General features: G+C 55.6%; 13 protein-coding genes. 4 read left to right on the top strand and 9 right to left on the bottom strand.

Features of this window, described 5'->3' with window-relative positions; all coding sequences use genetic code 11:
* The first annotated feature begins 67 nt into the window (after positions 1–67).
* The 4 genes from W822_RS31560 to W822_RS31545 all read left to right on the top strand — a co-directional run bounded on the left by W822_RS31560 (position 68) and on the right by W822_RS31545 (position 3,792).
* Positions 68–808 (top strand): IclR family transcriptional regulator, encoded by a 741-nt coding sequence (locus W822_RS31560; protein WP_031242417.1) that lies wholly within the window; start codon positions 68–70, stop codon positions 806–808.
* A gap of 115 nt (positions 809–923) precedes the next feature.
* Complete coding sequence (locus W822_RS31555; RefSeq protein WP_024004588.1) at positions 924–2,291, top strand: MmgE/PrpD family protein; 1,368 nt, start codon at positions 924–926, stop codon at positions 2,289–2,291.
* A gap of 54 nt (positions 2,292–2,345) precedes the next feature.
* Positions 2,346–3,326, top strand: a complete 981-nt coding sequence (locus W822_RS31550) for a Bug family tripartite tricarboxylate transporter substrate binding protein (RefSeq protein WP_024004587.1) — start codon at positions 2,346–2,348, stop codon at positions 3,324–3,326.
* Positions 3,327–3,450: 124 nt separating this feature from the next.
* Entirely contained in the window at positions 3,451–3,792 is a 342-nt protein-coding gene (locus W822_RS31545) for a carboxymuconolactone decarboxylase family protein (RefSeq protein WP_024004586.1), read from the top strand.
* Between the two features lie 49 nt (positions 3,793–3,841).
* Here the strand turns inward: W822_RS31545 and W822_RS31540 are convergent, their stop codons facing one another.
* The 9 genes from W822_RS31540 to W822_RS31500 form a co-directional block, all read right to left on the bottom strand.
* Complete coding sequence (locus tag W822_RS31540) at positions 3,842–4,417, bottom strand: YagU family protein (protein ID WP_024004585.1); 576 nt, start codon at positions 4,415–4,417, stop codon at positions 3,842–3,844.
* Between the two features lie 259 nt (positions 4,418–4,676).
* The gene (locus W822_RS31535) at positions 4,677–5,108 is read right to left on the bottom strand and encodes an immunity 22 family protein (RefSeq protein ID WP_024004584.1); all 432 of its coding nucleotides are present in this window, start codon (positions 5,106–5,108) and stop codon (positions 4,677–4,679) included.
* A 57-nt stretch (positions 5,109–5,165) separates the two neighbouring features.
* Entirely contained in the window at positions 5,166–5,978 is an 813-nt protein-coding gene (locus W822_RS31530; protein WP_024004583.1) for an immunity 22 family protein, read from the bottom strand.
* 69 nt (positions 5,979–6,047) lie between these two features.
* The gene (gene tssI / locus W822_RS31525) at positions 6,048–12,110 is read right to left on the bottom strand and encodes a type VI secretion system tip protein TssI/VgrG (protein ID WP_024004582.1); all 6,063 of its coding nucleotides are present in this window, start codon (positions 12,108–12,110) and stop codon (positions 6,048–6,050) included.
* 31 nt (positions 12,111–12,141) lie between these two features.
* Positions 12,142–13,224 carry a pentapeptide repeat-containing protein gene (locus W822_RS31520; protein ID WP_024004581.1) on the bottom strand — a complete coding sequence of 361 codons (1,083 nt, stop codon included), beginning with the start codon at positions 13,222–13,224 and terminating at the stop codon, positions 12,142–12,144.
* Positions 13,221–15,839 carry a DUF2169 domain-containing protein gene (locus tag W822_RS31515; RefSeq protein ID WP_024004580.1) on the bottom strand — a complete coding sequence of 873 codons (2,619 nt, stop codon included), beginning with the start codon at positions 15,837–15,839 and terminating at the stop codon, positions 13,221–13,223. The genes W822_RS31520 and W822_RS31515 overlap by 4 nt, the downstream gene beginning before the upstream one ends.
* Before the next feature lie 22 nt (positions 15,840–15,861).
* Positions 15,862–18,228, bottom strand: a complete 2,367-nt coding sequence (locus W822_RS31510; RefSeq protein WP_024004579.1) for a type VI secretion system Vgr family protein — start codon at positions 18,226–18,228, stop codon at positions 15,862–15,864.
* 16 nt (positions 18,229–18,244) lie between these two features.
* On the bottom strand, positions 18,245–18,637 hold the full coding sequence (locus tag W822_RS31505; RefSeq protein ID WP_014749107.1) for a DUF4150 domain-containing protein: 393 nt from the start codon (positions 18,635–18,637) through the stop codon (positions 18,245–18,247).
* Between the two features lie 22 nt (positions 18,638–18,659).
* Positions 18,660–21,014, bottom strand: a complete 2,355-nt coding sequence (locus W822_RS31500; protein WP_024004578.1) for a type VI secretion system Vgr family protein — start codon at positions 21,012–21,014, stop codon at positions 18,660–18,662.
* Between the last annotated feature and the right edge of the window lie 137 nt (positions 21,015–21,151).

Here is a 21,151-nt window from a genome sequence, read left to right as displayed (position 1 = left end):
TATTAATGAAATATAAGGTAGCTTATCGCTTTGGCTTTGTCAAGAACTCAAAAGGACGTTTATTTCCATGAAAGATATCAGCGCAACAAAAAAATCCGACCCGAAACCGCCCATCGCCGTGCTGGCCCGCGGCCTGACCATTCTGGAATGTTTTTCTGAAGAACATTTGCATCTGGAGTTACGTGAGCTGGCGCAGATGACAGGTCTGGACAAGGCAACCCTGTTGCGCCTGCTGGGTACATTTATCGAATATGGCTATGTGCAAAGGCGCGTCGATGGCAAATATGCGCCCGGCCACAACCTGCTGCGCCTGGGTGCGTTGTACCGCTCGACATTCGATCTGGAACAGCGCCTGCAGCCGATTCTGCGCACCATCATGCAGGAAACCCACGAAAGCGTGGCTTTTTACGTACGCGAAGGGGACATGCGCGTCTGTCTGTACCGGGAAAACGTCTCGCGCGACGTGCGGTATGTTTTTGAAGTGGGAACGCGTGTACCGCTGATCGATGGCGGTTCGGCCTCGCATGTATTGCGCGCCTTTACCGACGGCACCTCTCCCCGAACCGAAGAAGTCTTGAAAAACGGCTATGCCATCACCCGGGCAGAACGCTCTCCCGAGCTGGCCTCTATTTCCGTGCCGGTCTCGGAACCACACGGGCGCCTCTTGGGCGCGATTCAGATCACCAGCATCCTGAACCGGCAGACAGAAGAACAACAGATTGCCGCCGCCGAAACGGCCATTCGGACGCTGGCGGAAAACGGCTTTGATTCAAGGCCAACGCGCGCACCAGGCATCGCGGCTTTATAACGATATAACGAAAAAGGCTAAAAATCCGGGTCATCTTTTATTGTACTTCGCAAAATCCTGTGTTAGATTTGCTTCATACAATAAAATACATTTCATTGAATAAAATGGAGATGACATGGATACACCGGAAACCAGGCTGAGCGCGTATCTTGCCTCGCTTGCCAGCCGGCCGCTGTCAGTGGACACTCGGCACCGGATCGCACAATCGTTACTCGACTGGTTCACCGCCGGTGTCTCCGCCGCAGCTCAGCCTGCCGCCCGCGAACTGCGCAAACTGTCAGGCTCGATGTTTCCCGGAGACGACAAGGCGCCCGTCTTCGGTGACGCCTGCGCTGTTTCAGTCATGGGCACAGCCTTTTGCAATGCGGGCATTACTCACCTGCGTGAAATTGACGACGCACACCGTACAGCCATGCTGCATCCAGGTATCGTAGCCGTGACGCCGGTTCTGGCACTCGCGGCCGTCCGGCCCATGACCCAGCACCAGTTCGAAACAGCCATCGTCGCCGGTTATGAGGTCGCCATCCGATGCGGCGAAGTCCTTGGCAGCGGCCATGCTGGGAAATTCCACATGACCGCCACTGCCGGTTCCCTGGGCGCCGCCGCTGCCGCCGCTGTTTCATTGGGTCTGGATGCCAGGCAGATCCAGCATGCGCTGGGAATCGCTGCCACCCAGGCCAGCGGCCTGTGGCAGTTTGTCGATGATCAGGCGCATGAATCCAAGCCGCTGCATCCAGCCATTGCCGTCAGAAACGGAATCACGGCAGCATACGCGGCACAGGCCGGCTATCCGGGAGCAAAGCACTTCATGAATGGCGCCCGGGGTCTGTACGCCCTGCTGCATGGCGACGGAGACCCTGCCTTGCTGGACAAGGACCTGGGCGCAACCGACAGGATCCACTCGACCACCATCAAACCCTGGCCCGTCTGCGGGCAACTCTTTACCGTGGTAGACGCCACGCAAGCGTTGCTGGACAAGCATGATATCCAAACCAACGACATTGCATCGGTGGACATCGCCATTTTTCCGCAAGCATTGCGCATCGCCAAGGTCGACTGGCCGGCCAAAGCCGCCGAAACCTCCTTTTCAGGCCGTTATTGCGTCGCCATCCTGTTGCTGACCGGCAAACTGGGTATACAGGAAACCGAGAATCCCGATTTGACCAATCCTCGCCTGCTGGCACTGGCCGGGAAAATAACGCTGCAGGCGCGGCCCGAATACGCTGCCGCATTTCCAGATCGTCGGCCGGGAACCATCACCATCGGCCTCAAAAACGGCCAGATGCTTTCCGCTACGCACGATATCCGCCAGGGAGATCCGGAAGCACCTTTCGACTGGGCAGGTCTGGAAAAGCGGTTGCGTCAGCTGGCACCCGATATCCACGAGAAAAAGGCTGTCGCCATTGCTGACTGGTGCGCCCGGCAACAACATCGGACGCCCGGCGATTTATTCCAGGCGCCGCCTGCTGAACTGTTTACTTAGTATTCGCAATCGCTGTCTTTTTTTTCGCTGTATCCGAATCCAAAGGAGATTACTATGCTTCATCGCATTCTAGACGCCTGCGCGCGGGCGCTTGTGCTCGCTGTACTCATGGCCGCGTTGCCGGCCAGTGCTGCCGGCCCCTATCCCAGTCAGGTCATCAAACTTGTCGTTGGTTTTCCCCCAGGCGGTGGCGGCGACCTATATGGCCGCCTGATTGCAGAATCGCTCAGTAAAAGCCTGAAGACCTCGGTGGTCGTCGAAAACAAACCCGGCGCCGGGGGCAATATTGCCGCAGCCGATGTCGCTAAAAGCCGCCCCGACGGCTATACCCTGCTGCTGGCCATGAGTGGCAACATCGCTGTCGCGCCCGTCGTTCGCACCGACCTGTCGTACAAGTCGCCCGATGATTTCGAACTGATCGGCGCCGCCGTTGAAGCGCCGCATGGGCTGTTTGTGGGAAAAAACTCCCGATTCAAAACGGCTGCGGAATTTTTCGATTATGCCAAATCGAACGAAGTCACAGTAGGGTCTACATCACCGGGCGGGGCAGCACATATGGGCCTTGAAATGCTCAAGCTCAAAACCGGCGCCGATATCCTGTATGTGCCCTACCGCGGTTCGGGACCGGCCATTACCGATTTGATGGGTGGACAGACTGAAGCATTTTTCGCCACGGCACCGCCGCTGGTCGGTCAGGTCCGCAACGGCGCACTGCGCTTGCTGGCGCTGACAGGGGAAGAACGCAATCCAAGCCTGCCCGACGTACCCACCTTCAAGGAGCTGGGCATCCCGGTCGTGGTAACGCAATGGTATGGACTGGCCGCCCCTAAAGGCACGCCAAAAGATGTGGTTGATTTGCTTGCGCAGCATTTGTCCAAGGCGCTGGCCGACCCCAAAAATATCAAGGTGATCCGTCAGGATGGCGCTGTAGAGAAAGACCTGCCTACCGACGCGTTCACGCAATATGTCAAGCAGGATATCGATGGCTATCGGAACAATATCGCGCCCGAAGTCATCCAGTCGCTATCTCGCTAAATAACCCGGGGGCATCACCCTCGATCCGGGCGAATTGCTCGACCGGCCTTTCATTTTTTTATCCTGTGCCGCGTCCGCCAAACGACGCGGACATTTTTTCAATTTATTTATCAAGGAGCTATTTATGCTGAACAACTGGGTCAACCAAATGGAAAACACCAAGGCGGCCGTCACACCTTTCGCGCAGAACAATCCGAAAATGCTGTCGGCATTTCAGGCATTGAATGCGGCGCAAGGTGCCAACGGTGCACTGGACGCAAAGACCCGTGAACTGATTGCACTGGCCGTTGCCGTTACAACACGATGCGACAGTTGTATTGCCGCCCATGCCAATGCCGCACGCAAGGCCGGCGTAACCGAAGCCGAACTGAGCGACGCGCTGGGCACGGCGATTGCCCTGAATGCGGGCGCGGCCTATGTGTATTCACTGCGAGCCATGGAGGCACACGCGCAATTTGGCGAATAGATGTGAGCCGGTAAGAAAAACCGCCTGATGTCCTCAGGCGGCTTCGTTTTTACGCGCGTTTTACCCAATCGCCAAAGAGGGGGCGCCCGTAATAGGCCAGCACAGCGATCATGGAAACCTCAATGGACACGGACCAGTAAATATGGCCGACGATCTCGCTGATATTTTCAGCGGCATTCAGATTCCACAACCAGCCGGTTGCGCCATCGGCGTATTTGGGATTGCGAAAGCCCAGGGCCGGAATCATGATGCCATGGGCAAATACCGAAACAATGATGCCATATACTGCACCCCACCACATACGGACTCGGGGCCAGTAAATGGACCAGACCACATATATAAAAGCAAAGGCGAAACTGAAGAGCCAGTGATAGAGCGTCACGGCACCCAGAATGCTATGGCCCTGAAAAATATAGTCAAGGGAATGCTGATCGATGCCCAGCCAGCCCAGCCATGTATCAATGTGCGCACCCGGTGGAGACACTTCACCCGGCATGCGCGGCGGCATATTGACTTCTGAACCCCATTTCACCAGCGAACTGATGAACCCTCCAACCAACGTCGTCCAGATAACGACTTTGGTGTTTACTGTTTTGGCGTCGCCATCTCGGGCAACATACGTCATGTCGACACTCCTGTATGGTTGAAAAAAGCTGAGCGGGGCACTGCGGTGATGGTGCGGAAACCGAACTTTCAACAAACATAAGTGACCATCCCAAGGTCCCCGAAAAAATGTCCCGGGTATTATCAGGCTGATTTATGAAAGAAATATGTCAGTGTTGTTGTACTCGCTGTCGGCGAACAAGAGGTTTTTGATGCATATCAAAATATGCCTGACATCAGTGTGCCAGCTTCAGCGGGGACCTGAATTGATATGGGTGCATTCAGGCGTCGAGAATGTGTTCGTATTCGTAATTGCCCACGAACGCCAGGCCGTTGAAATCCCGATGTTCGTCACCTTTATAAACATGCTGCATCAGACATACCGTCGCATTGGCCTGCTGCACGCCCCGCTTCGTACAGTTCATGAGCAATACCTGCCTGATCTGCTGAGGACAACCCAGGGCCTGAACCAGTTCATTTACGACCTGTTCAACAGGGCCGTCACGCTTCTGATATCCCCCTGCGATGAAATCGTGATCAAACCATTCGGCCCCCATGTCGCGGACAAACTGGCCGTTCTCGGGCGCCTCGGCTGAAATATATTTTTTCAGCGATTTTTTATCACTCACGCTGCCGATCCAAATCGACACGACTTTCAATCGCGTGTTATTTTTGAACCGCTCGTCGGCATATCGGTCTATGAATTCCAGCATCATCAAGTCCGTTTACGTCGTCAAAAAATCACCGTGTCCAACACAATAGCGAGACGTTTATTCCGGGTACTGTGTTTTGAACGTCCCCACATAGTGCAGACCACACACAGTTTTGTCCTCATCGATATTCAGCGGTGTCGGTGCTTGCGTACCGGCGCTGATAAAAGCATTGATACTTTCCAGCCCTGCCTTGCGGCAGGCTTCATATACCGCCTGGGCGCTGTCGGCCAGCACCAGGCGCTGTTTAACGATGGGCAGGTCAAAAAACTCTGCCACCGGCAACTGCACCGCATCCCTCAATTTGTACCCGTAATACTGAATATCATCGCTTATCAGGCCCGATTCATCGGCGAAAGCGCCAGAGGTAACGTATTCGCGCAGATCCGGCAACGCCGCAGCCGTGGTCACGCCTGCAAAAAGATGATCATATTTGCTGACCGGCTGCTGCGCAGGCTCCTCGTATTCATAGCTGCCGGCAAAGACCATGCCATGAAAGTCCTGCGCGTCATTCCCCCTGTATACGTGCTGCATCAGGCACACGGTGGTATTGGCCTGGCGGATGCCGCCGTTCTGGCAACGCCTGAGTATTTCCTGTTTCATCTCATCAGGACACCCCAATGTCTGTGCCAACCGCTCCACTACCTGTTCCAGCGGTTCCGGGGCTTTCTGATGTTCCACAGCAATAAAGTCATGGTCGAACCAGTCCTCGCCCATATCGCGGGCAAAGTGTCCGCTTTCGGGATCATCGGCCGCAATATAGTCGATCAGGGATTGTTCGTTTGCGATGGTACCGATCCAGATAGAGGCTACTTTGAGCCGCTTATTGTTTTGGAATCGCTCGTCGGCGTATCGATCTATGAATTCAAGCATTGCACTTCATCCTGTTTGAAAATATGTTCCATATGCTTCCCGTCTCGACTCGTTTACGGTCAGCCAAAACTATAGCACGCGGAAACCGCCGGTCTGGTTCGCACCGTTCTTCGCAAACTGACCTGCAAATGACTGAATAATATCCAGTGCGTCATCGGGATCCTGTGCACCTTTGAGCTTATCCATCAACTGCTCGTGGGCAACGCTACTTGCCCGGCATCCGCTACTGTTCTTGCTGGGATGGGGACCTTCGATAATCTTGCCTTGGTCATTAATATTCTGGAAATACACGTCGACCGTCGGGGTCGCCCAGGATTTGAGCGTCTCGGCATTCAAGCCGATCTCTTTTGCCTTTGCGGCCATTGAGACCGGAAACCACTCGTGCTTGCCACCGCTGCCGCGCAACGCTTTCTTGATCATCTCGCGCGTCGATTTCGAACCCATATAATCTGCGATCTGCGCGGCCGTCTGCCCGTTGAACCAGGTATTGAACTGTCCAGGCGGCCAAATGACGAGCCCGAACGGATCAATCCACATAGTACTGTTCGGACCATACAGGTACAGGTTGATGCCCCCCAGCAGACCAATCGGATCCTGCCGGATGTAGCGTCCGGTGTCCGGATCATAATATCGGTAGCGGTTGTAATGCAGACCGGATTCACGGTCGTAATACTGTCCCTGGAAACGAATATTATTGTCCGCATAACCGGCTGCTGCCCCGACGCTCAGTTGAGCATCATTGCGCCGTTCTCCCCAGAAGCGATAATCCGCATCCCATATTTTCTGTCGTGATTCATCGAACAGCTCTTTGGGCGTGCCGATATGATCGCAATAAAAAAAGGCAATATCATGAATGTCATTGTGCACTGGGGCTGCAGCATCGCGCTGACGTGCGGGGGACAAATACTGCGCCAGCGGGATAAAGCTTTCATACTCGTACAGGTAATGCTTGACCCGTTCCTCGCCACCGAGGGATTCAAACGCCAGGTTTTCTCCGTCCCAGCCGTAAACGATCTGCAGTGAGGCATCTGCACCAGCCTGGTCAACTTGTTTGGCGATGCGTCGTCCAAAGGCATCGTAATAGTAGCGCGCAACCGTTTGCTGCCTGTCTCTTCGGTTTGTTTGCACCGAGACCAGTTGATTGAACGCGTTCCAGGTGAACGACTGCCTGCATTCAGGACTGGTCTTTTCAGTCAGATTCCCTTGTTGATCATAGGTGAAACGAATGCCGGTATATTCTTTGAGCAGATTGCCAACGACAGGGGGAAGGTTGACAGGCACTGGCGCCGTGGCGCTGTTGGCCGGTATCGCGTCGCGAATATTGGAAGCGGGATCGAAACTGAAGGTTTCATCAAATTGCGGCGTGGCCGAATGCATGATCCGCCCCAGCGGGTCGTACCGGTACAGCGCATCGCCTCTATCCGTATCGGAAATACCAACCAGTTGTCCGATTTTGTCGTAATGGTATTCGCGTTTCAGACGTACTTTTTCGTGAAACTGCCCTTCCAGCAACACCTGGGCCTGCAGCCTGCCCGCCTTGTCATATTCACTGCGCTGCTGCATGCTATTGGCCAGTGTACGGCCTTTTTCCTGGTAAATATTGTTGCGCGTAAAGCCGGCAAGTGTCGTCTTGTTTAACAGAAGTTCGTGCACATAGCTGGAGCCGGAGATCAGCCAGTCTGTCTGCACGCCATCGGGCCGCAAGGTGGAGATCCGGTTATCGATTTCGTCATAGGCGTGGCGCCAGACATAATGTTGTTCGGTCCCGAAAAGCGCGTATTGTTGATGCACCGACAGGACGTTTCCGACAGCATCATAAACAAATGCGTTTTGACTGACTCCGTTGGACGCCCTCACCAGCCGGCTGTTTGCGTCGTATTCGAAATGCTCACGCTCGCCGGCGCCCGAGCGGGATATGATCTGGCCAATGACGTCATAATCGTAGCGCGTGGTCACGTTCCCTTCTGTGATGGTCGACAGGGTGCCGGTGCCCTTGGTATAGGTGTATTTCGTTATTTTGTTATCAAACCCGGTTTCTTGCAACAATCGGCCAAAAGGGTCATAGGTAAAAGTATAGGTGTCACGATTCTCATTGATGAGCTGCGTCAGTTTGCCCGTGCGATCGTAGCGGTAATCAATGCGGGTGCCCATCGGACTAACCCTGCGAGCAAGCCTGCCCACAGCATCGTAATCGAAAGCGGTCGCATGTCCCAGCGCATCCTTTACAGATAACAGGCGACCTTCGGCATCATACGACAGCACACGCGCTTCACCATCCGGCTCGATGACCCGCGCCAGATGCCCCTTGTCATCGTAATGATAGGTCGTTTTCTTTCCCTCCGCGTCGATCAGCCCTATCACACGGTCGCGGTCGTCGTATTGCCAGGTCGTGGTGTGATTGGAACAATCTGCGTATTGCAAAATTTTATTTGCGCTGTTGTAGACAACCCGCTTGACGCCGCCTTTTGCGTCCCTGATCGTTGTCGCGCTGCCGGCCAGGTTATAGGTAAAATCGGTCACCCGGCCCAGCGGATCTGTCTGGCGTACCATTTGCTGGCGCTCGTTATATTCGCGTTTCCAGACGGCCCCCATGGGGTCAACCACCTGCACCAGCTGTTCATTCTCGTTGTATGTCCAGTTGACTTCGGTATGATCGCGCCGGATATGCCTGGTCAGATTGTCTCTTGCATCATATTCAAACCGATCCGTGGTGCCGTCAGGATTGAGAATGGCAATGATATTGTGATGCGCATCCCGCACCCGCTCTTCGAGGGTGCCGTCAGGAAAGTAGATATGAGAAATGTAATTGTGGTGATCGAACCGATACGTGGTCGTTTGTCCCAGGGCATTCGTGACATGGGTCAGCCGCTTTTCCCGATCCCAGGACAGCACGATCTCAAGGCTGCCGTCATCGGCATACTCCCGGAAGCAGCGCGCATCGGGTCCTGTCCCTTTCCACTCCAGATGAATGCTGCGGCCTGTTCTGTCGGTATAGCGGGTCAACAGATGATGATCATAGGTATACTCGCGTTCAGACAGGCTTTCATCTGTCGCCCGTACCAGGTCTCCCGCATCATCATACTGATATGAAGCCAGCAAACGCTCCGTGGTCTCCCCGTCCCTGCCCGTCTCTGTGAAGATACGCCGGATCCGCTGCCTGTCGTCGTGTTCGAACCGAACCACCCATACATCGTTTTCAATGGATCTCAGCAGACCCTGTTCGGTGTAATGCAAGTCAATGGTGCTGCCAGCCCGATTACGAATCGAAACCAGCCGGTAGTTGTCGCCCATCTTGCGAAATGTCTCGAAACGCTCATGTTTCTGGCCGATAATCAGTGTACGTTCGTCCGGTCGGCTCCATTCGATCTCCTCGCTCCGGTCATAGCGTCGCTCTCCCACAGCCAGGGCGCCCGTCTCGATTGTTCGTCCAACGATCGAATAGTATGCGAGTCCTTGCGGATGCGCTTCGATATAAAGCGTAAACGGTGTAATCCAGCGCGGCCCCAGCGTACCATGTTCATCGTTTGCACTGAAATTGGAGCGATAGACCCGATCCCAGACAATCGGGAACGCACCCGACAGGGAAAAATCACTTTGGGCGATGCGTTCATCACCCACATCAAAGCCGATAGACAGGCTTGATCGCCCCATGCAGTCTTTGCAATCGGCATGCGGCTTATCCGCGTCGCCCTTGTTGCCATTACCATCCTTATCACCCTTGCCGCCTTTGCCTCCGTCTCCGCCATCTCCATCCTTGCCCTTGCCTTTGGTGCCGGCACCTGCGCCGCCGCCCGGTCGCTTGATTTTGAAGCCCTTGTCCAGTTCAATGCCGGTGATATTGACGTTGACCAGCCCCATTTTCTGGTCCGAGCCGCCGATCTGGATGTTGGCACCATACAGGCCCACGTTGGCCGCCTGCATGCTATCGCCCATGCCGTAAGCCTTGATATCGGCGATATTCTGATTGTGATTGTGGCCCGCCACCATCACATCTTTGATACCATCCACGTTCAGGTCCAGGGTGTAGCTTTTCTTTTTGAACACCGTATTGTTGTCCAGCATCAATGCCATTTCGACATTGGCCGGGCTTTCCTTGCTGATGTTGCCCGGTGTTTGCACGATGCCGGGTCCGGCCGAACTGATATCGAGCGGGCCGCCCGCCTGTATGTCGATCTCTTGCTGGGTCGATTCCGAATAAAGGGTGGGTGACTCCATGGTGATGTCACCCGCCTGCAACCGGGAGCCGCCTTTGATCTGGGTGGTTTCGCCGGTTCCGATGGTCTCCGACACGGTGCCGTTGACGGTTTCATCATCGCTGGTCGTCGTGGTAATGTGCAGGCCCTGCAATGTATGGCTGGCCTCACCGCTTACGGTGCTGGTCAGCGGTCCGGTAATGGTTTCATCTACTCCATCACTGAATGTCTGCTGCAGATTACCACCGATCTGCTCATCCAGCGACCCCTGCACCGTACGATTGTGATCGGCCTGATAATTTTTGATGGCACCTGACGCCATGCTGATGTCGGAGCTGCTGTGCGCCGTATGGGAACGCAGGCCGGCGATGGATGAGGCCACACTGCCGACGACATCGTGCGTCTGATCGTTCTTGACATGCGTGTCCATGTCCTTTTCCGCCAGCATGGACAGCAACTCACTACCCTGGCGGTCTTCAAACAGCAGTTTGTTCGCGTTATCGGGCGAGCCGTTCTTGGTGCGCGTCACAAACCCGCTTTGTGTCGCGTCGCCAGGCAGATTGACCGGCGGCATATTGCTGGCGTTATAGACCCGACCGACCACAATCGGGCGGTCGATATTGCCGTTAATAAAATCCACCACCACCTCTTCGTGCACGCGGGGAATCTGCACGCCGCCAAAGCCACCGCCGGCCCAGGGATTGGAGACCCTGATCCAGCACGAACTATGCTCGTCCATGGCGCCTTCGCGGTCCCAGTGGAACTGGACCTTGATGCGACCGTACTGATCGGTCCAGATTTCTTCGCCTGCAGGTCCCACCACGGTCGCCGTCTGCGGACCACTCATTTTCGGAACCGGCGTCTTGCGAGGTGCACGATACTGGACGTTCGCCGGAATATGTCGTGACGTTACTGCAAACCAGGCCAGATCATCCGGCTGGTCGTGGCTGGCATAAGTCGGATTCTGTATATCATATTCAGTATGAATAATCAGATAATCGCCGTTCTCTGCCTGGCTGGGGCTGTTTTTCAGCGTAAAAATACAGCCCGGCGCCATGGTGCGCACACCGGATGTCGCCAGCGATTGCACCTGCAAACACTGCAACGACTCCAGATGCACTTTCGCATAATGTTCGGAGTCCGCCGAGTCCACGTACCCGCCCATGGGTTCGTACACTTCCAGGTTCAGGTCTGCGATCGCCTTTTTTCGGGTCCAGCGCCGCGCACTCATATCGGCTCGCGGCTTCTGGAAATCGTAGTCCATGGTCGCATAACCGGTAGGCGTCAGCTCGCCCGATACCTGCCAGTCCGAGATATACTCCTGCATGGGAACGGACAGGCGGTCATCCGGGTAATAGGCAATGGCCGGCAACACAGGCAAGGGCGGGTGCGATTGCGCTTCATCGGTCAACACCAGCACATGGCGTGCCCGTTCGTGGCGAAACCAGTAGTAAATACCTTCATGCTCCATCAGCCTGCTGACAAAATTGAAGTCTGTTTCCTGAAACTGCGCGCAGTATCCCCATTTGCGATAGGTATTGACCAGCCGATCCTCGACCGCGAAATCGTATTTGCCAAGCACTTTTTTGATGATCGCCACCGCTGACTCATTCTGGAATATGCGGTTGTCCGTGCTCTGGGTGGCATACCATAGCCAAGGCCGCAGCGTTGCCTGGTACAGATAGTGGCGCGGCGTGTCTGTTTCCCGATGCAGCAGGGCAAAGCCGGTCACCACCCCGTTCAGATAGCGAGGCGCGCCGGTTGTTTCGATTTCAAACGTAATACTCTCGCCAATCAGGGACTGCAAATCCAGAGTCGGACTGTCGGACACGAACCGCACCGTCCATTCAGACAGGCTGGACAGCCCCTCGTGGCCGGTGAGCGATTTGAATTTGAGTGCATCGCCCAGCGGGGTGATGGCATTGACAGTACGGTTCATGGCTCTGCTCTATCTCTCGGTCGGGGTGGGTTCATTCGTCTGACGGGAAATGCACCATCCGCTGTGTTTCGCTCCAGACTTCGGCTTCATACAGCTCAGGGTCCTTCTCCACTGCACCGGTGCGCCGCTTCAGATTCAGGTCATCGCTGATGGCGCGGTGAAAGCGGGTGCGGTTCAGACGCGCATCGTGAAACCGCGCCTGATACAAATCAGCATAAGAAAAATCGGCATGGTCCAGCTGTGTCCGGTCAAAAAGGCACTGACGTGCATGTGCCCGATGCCAGATCGACATGGACAGGTCGGCGCCGGTAAAATCAGCCGATTCAACGCTCGCATCGGCAAAGACACTTTGTGCCAGACTGGCGTGGGCACAGGCGGCACGCGTCAGATCGGCATCGGCAAAGATCGCAAACTGCCCGTGGCACTGGCGCAAGTCGGCAGATTTCAGGCTGGCGCTCTTGAACGCAGCTTGTGTCACATTGGCCCGGGCGAGGCAGGCGCCATCCAGATTGGCTTCGGTAAATACGCCCCGCTCCAAATCCTGCCCCTGCAGGTTCTGTCCACCCAGATCAGATTGCAGCCAGATGACATTGACCAGACTGGCCTGTGCAAAACACACGTTTTTCAAGTCCAGGCCGAACAGGGTCGATTTATACAATTGCGCCTGCGAAAAATCGGCGCGATCCAGATCCGTCTTCATAAACGTCATTTCCCGTCCCTGCACGCGGGTATAGCGACTGTCATTCAGACGGCATCCGATGAAGACCGTTTCCTCCATGATGGCGCGGTCAAAGTCGGCATCGCGCACATCACATTCGTGCCATTTAGCCTGAAACAGCATGGCCTGGCGCCACTGCGTATTGGTCATCACACAGCTGTTGAAGAAACCAGAATGGGCGTAGCATTCATTCAGACGGGCATGATCAAACCGGCAATCGCTGAAAACGCTCTCATCCAGCCGCGCGCCATCCATTTGCGCACCCGAGAAATCCACGCCTTCAAACACAGCGCCCGACAGATTCCAGTCACGTAAATCCCATTCGCGCAGAGACAGTTTCAGAATGGGTACGCCGTTGTCGACCAACTCGCGCAGCTGCTCTGCCGTCAGACTCATAGCGGGTTGCCTCGTTGCGTCGGCTCCAGTTGTATCTGGCGAGTAAAGTTATCCGTATGCAGGCTGTCCGCATCAATCAAGCTTTCGGCAAAATCGGCCCGAAAGAAATTGACCTTGCGGAAATTGGCATGTACAAACGTCGATTTCCTGAACAGTCCCGTCATCAGATTGGCTGCGGTGAAATCGCTGTGGCGAAATTCTGTCCGCATGAACACACCGTCCGGCGTCTCCATGCCCCGGCAATCGGCCTGTTCAAATAGCGATTTGGAACAATCGGTATTGCGAATCGTTGTCTGCACGAAACGCGGTTGCAGGAAATGCAGGCCGCGCATGCTCCCGTCGCTGATCTGCGCACCGCTGAAATCACAATTGACCAGCGGTTTATCGGCAATCAGTGTGAACGCGCTCATATGCGATTGCGCGAACGACATGCCGGACATTTCACACAAAGCAAAGGCACAACGCGTCAACGACGCATCGACGAAGGCGCTGTCCGTGAAGGTACACTCGTAGAAGGCACATTTATTCAGGTTGGCCTGTTCGGCCGCCACGTGGTCCAGCACGCAAGACAGCATCACGCTCGCGTCCAGCGACATCCCCGTCATGGTGGTGTTCTCAAATCGCAGGTTGCGCAAAACCGATTCACTGAACGCGGCACCCGCGAAATCACAGGCACTGAAACTGGCGTCGTCAATAATGGCCTGATGAAACCGGCAATCCACAAAGGCCACGCCCTCATACCGGGTGCGCGACAAATTGGCGGTATGCAGGCGGCAGTTGCGAAATTGTGTTTTCCGAAAGATGCCGCTAAACAGCACCGCTTCCGAAAAATCACAGTTGTCAAAGATTGACTCGGTCATATCAGCGCGCATGAGCACTGTCTGGCTCAAATCACAGTTGTGAAACTCCACCCTGCGCAGATCGGCGCCGGTCAGGTCCATACCGTGCAGATTGCCACCCTTCTTTGCTGCCTCCAGGGCCTGCTGTCTGCGTTCGCGCGCGACGACCTCGTCCAGCACATAGGTGCCTGAGCGATACTGGGCCGAAAACAGAAAGCCGCGCCGCTGCTGTCGTTCGAGCATCGCCACGTTGTCCTGGGCCGCCTGTGCCTCCCGTATCTGCGACAACAAGGCGTCCAGCGCGCGTCCGTTCCTGTCCGTTTCCAAATCAGGCACTTGAATCCGCGCGTTCAGTTCGTCCATGCGCTTGAGAAAATCCGGTTCACCCAGCAAGGCGGGTAAAGCCTTGTCTTTACCGTCGGACTGTTTGAATCGTTTAGCTGCGGTTTTGACCGCCAGCAGTTCTTCGCGCTGTTCACGTGCGAACACATCGCGTTTTTTCTGTTTCTCCAGCAACTGCGCCAAAGTGGGCTGAGGCCGAGGTCCGACAAACTCCGGCAAGTAATGCTCGGCATCCAGTCCCATGGTCTGCAGGTCGGCGCGTGCATGCAGCAATAGATAGCGTTGCAGGCGATGCTGTTTTTCCCACATGGCACCATTCAGATCAGGCTTGATATCAAATCCGGCCGTCTTCAGATTCTCGGGCAACAATTGTTCATCTTCATACGCCAGCAGCGCCGATTCATCGTGATTCAGCCGCGTCTGCATATATTGCAAATAATGGTCATGGGTGCGGGGAGAATATTTCCACTCCAGCGCCCCCAGGATATGCCTGATTTCATCACCATCGTCATACCAGCAGGGCAACGTACCGTGAAACAGCACGATATAGCTTTCAAGGTGCGGCACCAGCCAGAGTGTGGTCGGTGCCAGTTCGACATCATGCAGCTCGGGCGCGCTGCCGGCTGATTTCTGCAGCTCAATCAGGCAGCGAGCCTGCCAGGCAGGTACTGTTCCCTGCCAGCAGGGTTTTTCGGGATGCATATTCCAGACGCGATATTCGGTATTGGGGGGCAGTTGCGTTTGTCCGTCGAAGATCTGGTCCGCCATGGCAGCATTGAACAGGCTGGGATCCATGTCCGGGAAAAATCCGGGCGCATCGGTTTTTTTCCATTCTTCCGAATACGTACCGACTTTGCCGAAACGCACCGGCCAGGTAATACTTTGCGCACCCAGCCCCGCCGGGTGGATTGTGTCCCGGAAATGGCGAATGGGGTGATTCGGCCACTCGATATTGGGCATCCGCCGGGCCCGTACGCCGTTGACCATTTCTTCGACGGTCCCTTTACCCATGGGATTATTCGCAAAGCCGGGTCCGCCATAGGCATTGCGCCAGCCCAGACTCATCTGTTCAAACGGCTGTGCAGGTGTAACGCGATTATCCAGAAAATAACGATCGCCATACACCTGCAGTTCCTTGACGCGATCGTTCACCTGCACGCGTACCCGGCACTGCGTCTTGTCTTCAGAATGCGCGGTGTAGGCATGACCCGACACCAGAAACTCCGCTTGTGGCTTGGGCATGCCCAGATCCAATATACCCTCCGAATCCAGATGTTCGGCAACGAACGACCAGAGTCCCGCCTCGTTCTGAAGGACCGGATACCCCTTGCGCATATCCACCAGGATGGCGGCAGACAGCCCGATACGGGCCTGCCCGCGCCAGCGATAGGGGCGCACCTGGATACTAAGGCAGAACGGCTTGGAGATTTTCATGCGACTGATATACCCGTAACGTTCATAGTTCAATCCGGAACAGGTATTTTCTGTCGGTCTTGCCCAGGGACATATTGGCCCCGACAATTCCAATAGATACCAGATCAATCGAATTGCTGTCTCCGACCAGCTTGACCTGCGCCCCCACCAGCGAAACCGTAGACAATTGCATGGCGTCATACATGCCACCGGCCGCCAGCTTGACTGCCACACTGGTACTGGAGGATTTGCTGGCGCGTGAGTTGATGCCGTTGACGCCAATGGCCACGTTGATGTTCTGTTCATGCTGCGCTGACGGATTGACCGACTGCATCAACGTGGACACCCGAGTCATGCTGTCCGATTTCATTTGAATATCGGATAGGGCATAGGCTTCCCAAGTTGCCGCTGAATTTAGCGTATACGACCCACTGGCATCTACCTTGTGGCTGTCTGCCTTCATGATGGCATCGCCCGAACCCACGTTTTTGCTGAACAGTCCGCTGACCGTCACTTCCTCGCCCGCGTCATACCGGCGAAGCACCGCACCGGTAATGCTATCGGTCCGGTGTGCGTTCAAGGTACTTTGAATGCCCTGATTAAACGCATGCAGCGCCGGTTCGGCAGCCACGGTCAGGGTCTCAGTGCCGCCCACGGAAACATCGTTGGGTCCGGTAAAGGCACGCTTCTGTCGCTGCGCCACTGTGTCGCTGGAATTGGCCGCCACGGAAAACCGGTGCCCACTTTCATACTGGTAAGTTGCCGTCTGCGCCACGCTTTTATTGAAGAGTCCGCCATAGTTCCAGCTGTGCGCTCCCATGATATTGGTTGTCGACAAGCCGCCAACCCGATGATTGGCATTGTTCTTTACCCGGGTCTGCATTTGCTTTTGCGCCACCATCTTCAGCATCTCACTGCCCTGAGTATCGTCGAACATGACGGCATTGGCATTGTCCGGGTCGCCATCCTTGGTGCGGGTATGAAAGCCGCTCTTGGTCGCTTCATCGGGCAGATTCACAGGTGGCATATTTTCTGCGTTGTAAACCCGCCCGATCACCAGCGGCCGGTCGGGCTGGCCGCCCACGAAATCCACAATAACTTCTTCGTTGACGCGGGGGATTTGCAAGCCGCCGAAACCGCCCCCCGCCCAGGGACTGGAAACGCGGATCCAGCAGGAACTGTGTTCGTTTTTCTGTCCGTATCGGTCCCAATGGAACTGAACCTTGATCCGCCCGTATTGGTCGGTCCAGATCGACTCGCCGGCCGGCCCCACGACCCGAGCCGTTTGCGGGCCGCAGGTCTGCGGCCGGGGCGTCGTCGCCGGGTGGCGATACTGTACATCGTCGGCAATCGCTTCGAATGTCGTCAGCAGCCTGGGTTCCGAGCCTGCCTGCGCCGGGTCTGTCGTGCTGGCACTGTGATAGGGTGCTTCGATAAAATCATGGTCACAGCGGGTAATCAGATAATCCCTGTTCTGCCGGTTGTCCGGATGGTTTTTCAGCGTGAAGATATGGCCGGCGCTCAAGGCCCGGGCATGACCGGTAGCCCGCACCGTTTGTCGTCCGAGCTCCAGCGCCTGCATGCGCACGCGGGCATAATGCGCGCCGGCCTCCGGCTCGGTATAGCCGCCGATAGGTTCAAATTTTTCAAGCGGCAATCCATGTCCGGCCGTTTCAGTGGCAGTTTGTCGTACATCGAGTCGCGCTTTGGGTTTGTTCAGATCGTAATCGGTTGTCGCATAAGCGGTCGGAGTCAACGATACGCGCGGCTGCCAGGTTTCGATATACTCCTGCAAGGGATTGACGAACTGGCGACGACTGTAATATGGCAACTGTGACTGGCCGGGCACGGCGCGATGCGCGCCCAGTTCATCAGCCAGCACCAGCGTATGTTTCTCCCGGTCATGCTCGAACCAATAGTAAATGCCTTCATGCTCCATCAGGCGACTCACGAAATCGAAATCGGTCTCGTCATATTGCACGCAGTAAGTCCAGGTGCGATAGGACTCCACCAGCCGCAACTGCAGTACAAAACCATATTCCTCCAGCACCTCGCGCAGTATCTGCACCACGCTTTTGTCCTGGAAAATGCGGTAATCGCTGGTCTGGGTGGCAAACCACAACCACGGTCGCATCGTCGCTTCGTAAACATAATATTTGGGCGGCAGCGAATCACGGCCGGTACGGCGCATTTGCGTCACAATGCCATTGATCAAACGTGGCGCATCCGGTTGTTCCACTTCAACCGTCATGGCCTGCCCAAGCAGTTCCTGGATATTCAGGGCGGGTGATTCGCTCAGTATTTCAAGTGTGAACTCGAACAACCCGGATATCAGCTCCTGTCCTTTCAGTGAACGCAACAGGAGCTGATCCTTGGGGAAATCGCCATGCAGGCGGAATATTCTTTTCACTTTTTGCTCCTGTCCTTCATGGCGCCAGTATGCTCACGATGAAGTTGCCGGGCACCAGCGTAAAGCCGATAATGTTGAACATGTTCTGTAAACCGAACGAACACAGGCGATTGGCCGGCGTGCCGAACAAAAACGTGGTGTAGGAATTCAGAAAAAGGCGACGCGACTGTCCCACGACCGTGTGCGACAGAATGCCCGTCCCCACGCCCGGGAAGTCGCCCAGCGTCAGGGGAATGGTGGTCATCATGTTATGAGCAAAACCACCCATAAACAGTATCGTCACGGCAATCGGGATCGCCATCATCGGGAACCCCATATCGGGATAAGGGATCGGCAGCAGGGCCGGCGGCGTCAGGCATACATCCGGAAAACCCAGATCCAGTCCCATCAGTTGCGTCGTTGCGAGCATGCTGTATCCCCTATCATTTCCGTCAGTTGCGGGTAATCAGGCCGGCAATCAGCACGGCCATCAGAAAGCTTTCTTCACCCGATCCATATTTCTTCATTTTGAAGCCCGAAATTTCGACCTTTGCCGCATTCACATCGGCCTGCACCGGCGTGGCCAGCAGGCCGACAGCGCTCATGCGCAGCGAGGTGGCCGCCATGGTCGACGACAAACCGAACACATTGGCCGAGATGATGCCGCTGGACTGATACGTGTCCTCGGTGGTGTTTTTCATCCCCTTGAGCTTGAAGGAAAACCCATGCGTTTCCTTATGCTCCAGTGACGTATGACCCAATGTCGCCGGATTACTCAGGCTTTGCGGCCCCGCCGATTTCAGTTTGATTTGCGTCTTCGCATTGAACTGGGACAGACCGCTTTTGGACTTCATCTGCACCGCGCCTGCCTTCATGGCCAGCGCGCCGCCGGTCACCTGCTTGAAAAAGCCGCCCGACGACACTGTGCTGCTCTCGGTGCCATTGACAACACGCCTGACCGCACTGGCTGCCGTATGGGATAAATCGGTCTGGACCTTGCGGCTGCGACCCGCGCTGTAGGTAAAATTTGCCAGGCCGGCATTGACGTTCTGTACAAAGCCGCGCCCCATCAGCGTGACAGCTGCTGCGCCTGTCTGATGGGTTCGCGGCCCGTTGACAATGTCATTTGACATACCGTTGATATGCCGTTCGTGATTGGCCGCATTGCTTTCCGTAGACGGCCCGCAAAAAATATTGTCATCAATCCCGCCAACACTCATGGTGGTGGTGCCACCGTGCGTGCCCGCCTGAGAGCCCAGCACGCTCAGGTTTTCATTATTCTTGACATGCGTATCCATGTCGCGCTCGGCACCAAACGACAACTGCTCGGCGCCGGGCCGATCCTCGAACAGCATGGAATTGGCATTGTCCGGCCCACCCTCTTTGCTGCGCGTCTTGATACCGCTTTGCGTGGCATCATCCGGCAGGTTCATGGCCGGCATATTGCTGGCGTTGTAGACTCGGCCGACCACCATCGGCCGATCCAGAAAACCACCCACGAAATTGACGATCACCTCATCATTCACTCGCGGGATTTGCACACCGCCAAAGCCGCCGCCCGCCCAGGGACTGGACACACGGATCCAGCATGAACTGGCATCGTCACGCTGTCCGTGCCGATCCCAGTGAAAATGCACTTTGATGCGGCCATACTGATCGGTCCAGATTTTTTCACCCGGCGGCCCGACCACCAATGCCGTATGCGGACCGGTAGCGCGAGGCACGGGTGTAACACGCGGCGCCCGATATTGCACATCTGCAGGCAGCGCCGTAAAGCGCAGGCGAATCTGGTGTTCCCACGGTGCCACGCCACCAGCAGAGACGCCAGGCGCTTCTTTCAAATGATAATGTGTCCGCAGGATTAGCCAGTCACGGTTCTGTGATAAATCGGGGTGGCTTTTCAGCGTAAAAATAGAACCCGCTGCCATGAACGGAAGATTGGCCTGTCCGGCAATCGTACTGCGCTCTGCGGTCAGGCCTTCGAGCCTGATCTTCGCATAACGTTCGCCGTCTTCCGGTTCCACATACCCGCCGATCGGGTCGTAGATTTCCAGTTCCTGCTCATCCCTTTTCATGCCCTTGCGTTTGACATCCATACGGGCTTGCGGTTTGGAGAAATCAAAATCAACGGTGCAATAGGCAGTGGGATGCACCTCCAGGCGCGGCATCCAGGCATCTATGTGAGACACTTGCGGCCGGCTCAGCCGATCCGGCGGATAGTAGGGAATCTGCGACGCCCCCGCGATCGCCTCGTGGGCAGTGTCAGCATCCGCCAGCACCAATATATGTCGGTCCTGCTCATGACGAAACCAGTAATACATCCCCTCATGTTCCATCAGGCGGCTGACAAAATTGAAATCGGTTTCATCAAATTGCACACAGTACTGCCAGTTCCGATAGCGTTCGAGCAACCGGTACTCCACCTCAAACGGATACTTGGCTAGGACCTGGCGAATCACCGCCAGCGCGCTCTGGTTCTGGAAAATTCGGCTGTCGGCCGTCTGGGTCAGATACCACAGCCAGGGCCTGATCGTGAAACGGTAAACGTAATATTCGGAGGTCTGACTCTCCCGTCCGATAAATTGGGCATCAATAATCTTGCCATTGAAATGACGCGGTCGCCCATCTTCGTTGAGGGTCACCGTCAGCGATGTAGCGAGCAGGCCCGCAAGATCCTCGGCATAACTGTCCGATACCAGATCAACCTGGTAATCGAATAGTGTCGATACCGCTTCATGCCCCTTTAGTTCACGGAATAAAAAATGATCCTGTCCTTTTACCGTGATGACTGTAATTATTTTTCCCATTTGCCTGACGTTCACAAATGTGATCGCAAGTGCGCGCACCCGCTTTCAGCATGCTGCGAATTTCCGATAGAGATCAACCAGCTGTTTATAAGAGTAAGGACGCCCGGTTAACGCAGCGCCTAGTTATCCGGCAGAGT

Origin of the sequence: Advenella kashmirensis W13003, assembly GCF_000506985.1 — a bacterium.
Lineage (GTDB): Bacteria > Pseudomonadota > Gammaproteobacteria > Burkholderiales > Burkholderiaceae_B > Advenella > Advenella kashmirensis_A.
The sequence above is the reverse complement of the archived record's forward strand: the minus strand, read 5'-3'. Positions and strand labels throughout refer to the sequence as shown.

Coding starts and splice junctions, on each gene's coding strand:
- W822_RS31560 (WP_031242417.1), top strand. CDS start 68: ATGAAAGATATCAGCGCAACAAAAAAATCCGACCCGAAACCGCCCATC.
- W822_RS31555 (WP_024004588.1), top strand. CDS start 924: ATGGATACACCGGAAACCAGGCTGAGCGCGTATCTTGCCTCGCTTGCC.
- W822_RS31550 (WP_024004587.1), top strand. CDS start 2,346: ATGCTTCATCGCATTCTAGACGCCTGCGCGCGGGCGCTTGTGCTCGCT.
- W822_RS31545 (WP_024004586.1), top strand. CDS start 3,451: ATGCTGAACAACTGGGTCAACCAAATGGAAAACACCAAGGCGGCCGTC.
- W822_RS31540 (WP_024004585.1), bottom strand. CDS start 4,417: ATGACGTATGTTGCCCGAGATGGCGACGCCAAAACAGTAAACACCAAA.
- W822_RS31535 (WP_024004584.1), bottom strand. CDS start 5,108: ATGCTGGAATTCATAGACCGATATGCCGACGAGCGGTTCAAAAATAAC.
- W822_RS31530 (WP_024004583.1), bottom strand. CDS start 5,978: ATGCTTGAATTCATAGATCGATACGCCGACGAGCGATTCCAAAACAAT.
- tssI (WP_024004582.1), bottom strand. CDS start 12,110: ATGAACCGTACTGTCAATGCCATCACCCCGCTGGGCGATGCACTCAAA.
- W822_RS31520 (WP_024004581.1), bottom strand. CDS start 13,224: ATGAGTCTGACGGCAGAGCAGCTGCGCGAGTTGGTCGACAACGGCGTA.
- W822_RS31515 (WP_024004580.1), bottom strand. CDS start 15,839: ATGAAAATCTCCAAGCCGTTCTGCCTTAGTATCCAGGTGCGCCCCTAT.
- W822_RS31505 (WP_014749107.1), bottom strand. CDS start 18,637: ATGCTCGCAACGACGCAACTGATGGGACTGGATCTGGGTTTTCCGGAT.
- W822_RS31500 (WP_024004578.1), bottom strand. CDS start 21,014: ATGGGAAAAATAATTACAGTCATCACGGTAAAAGGACAGGATCATTTT.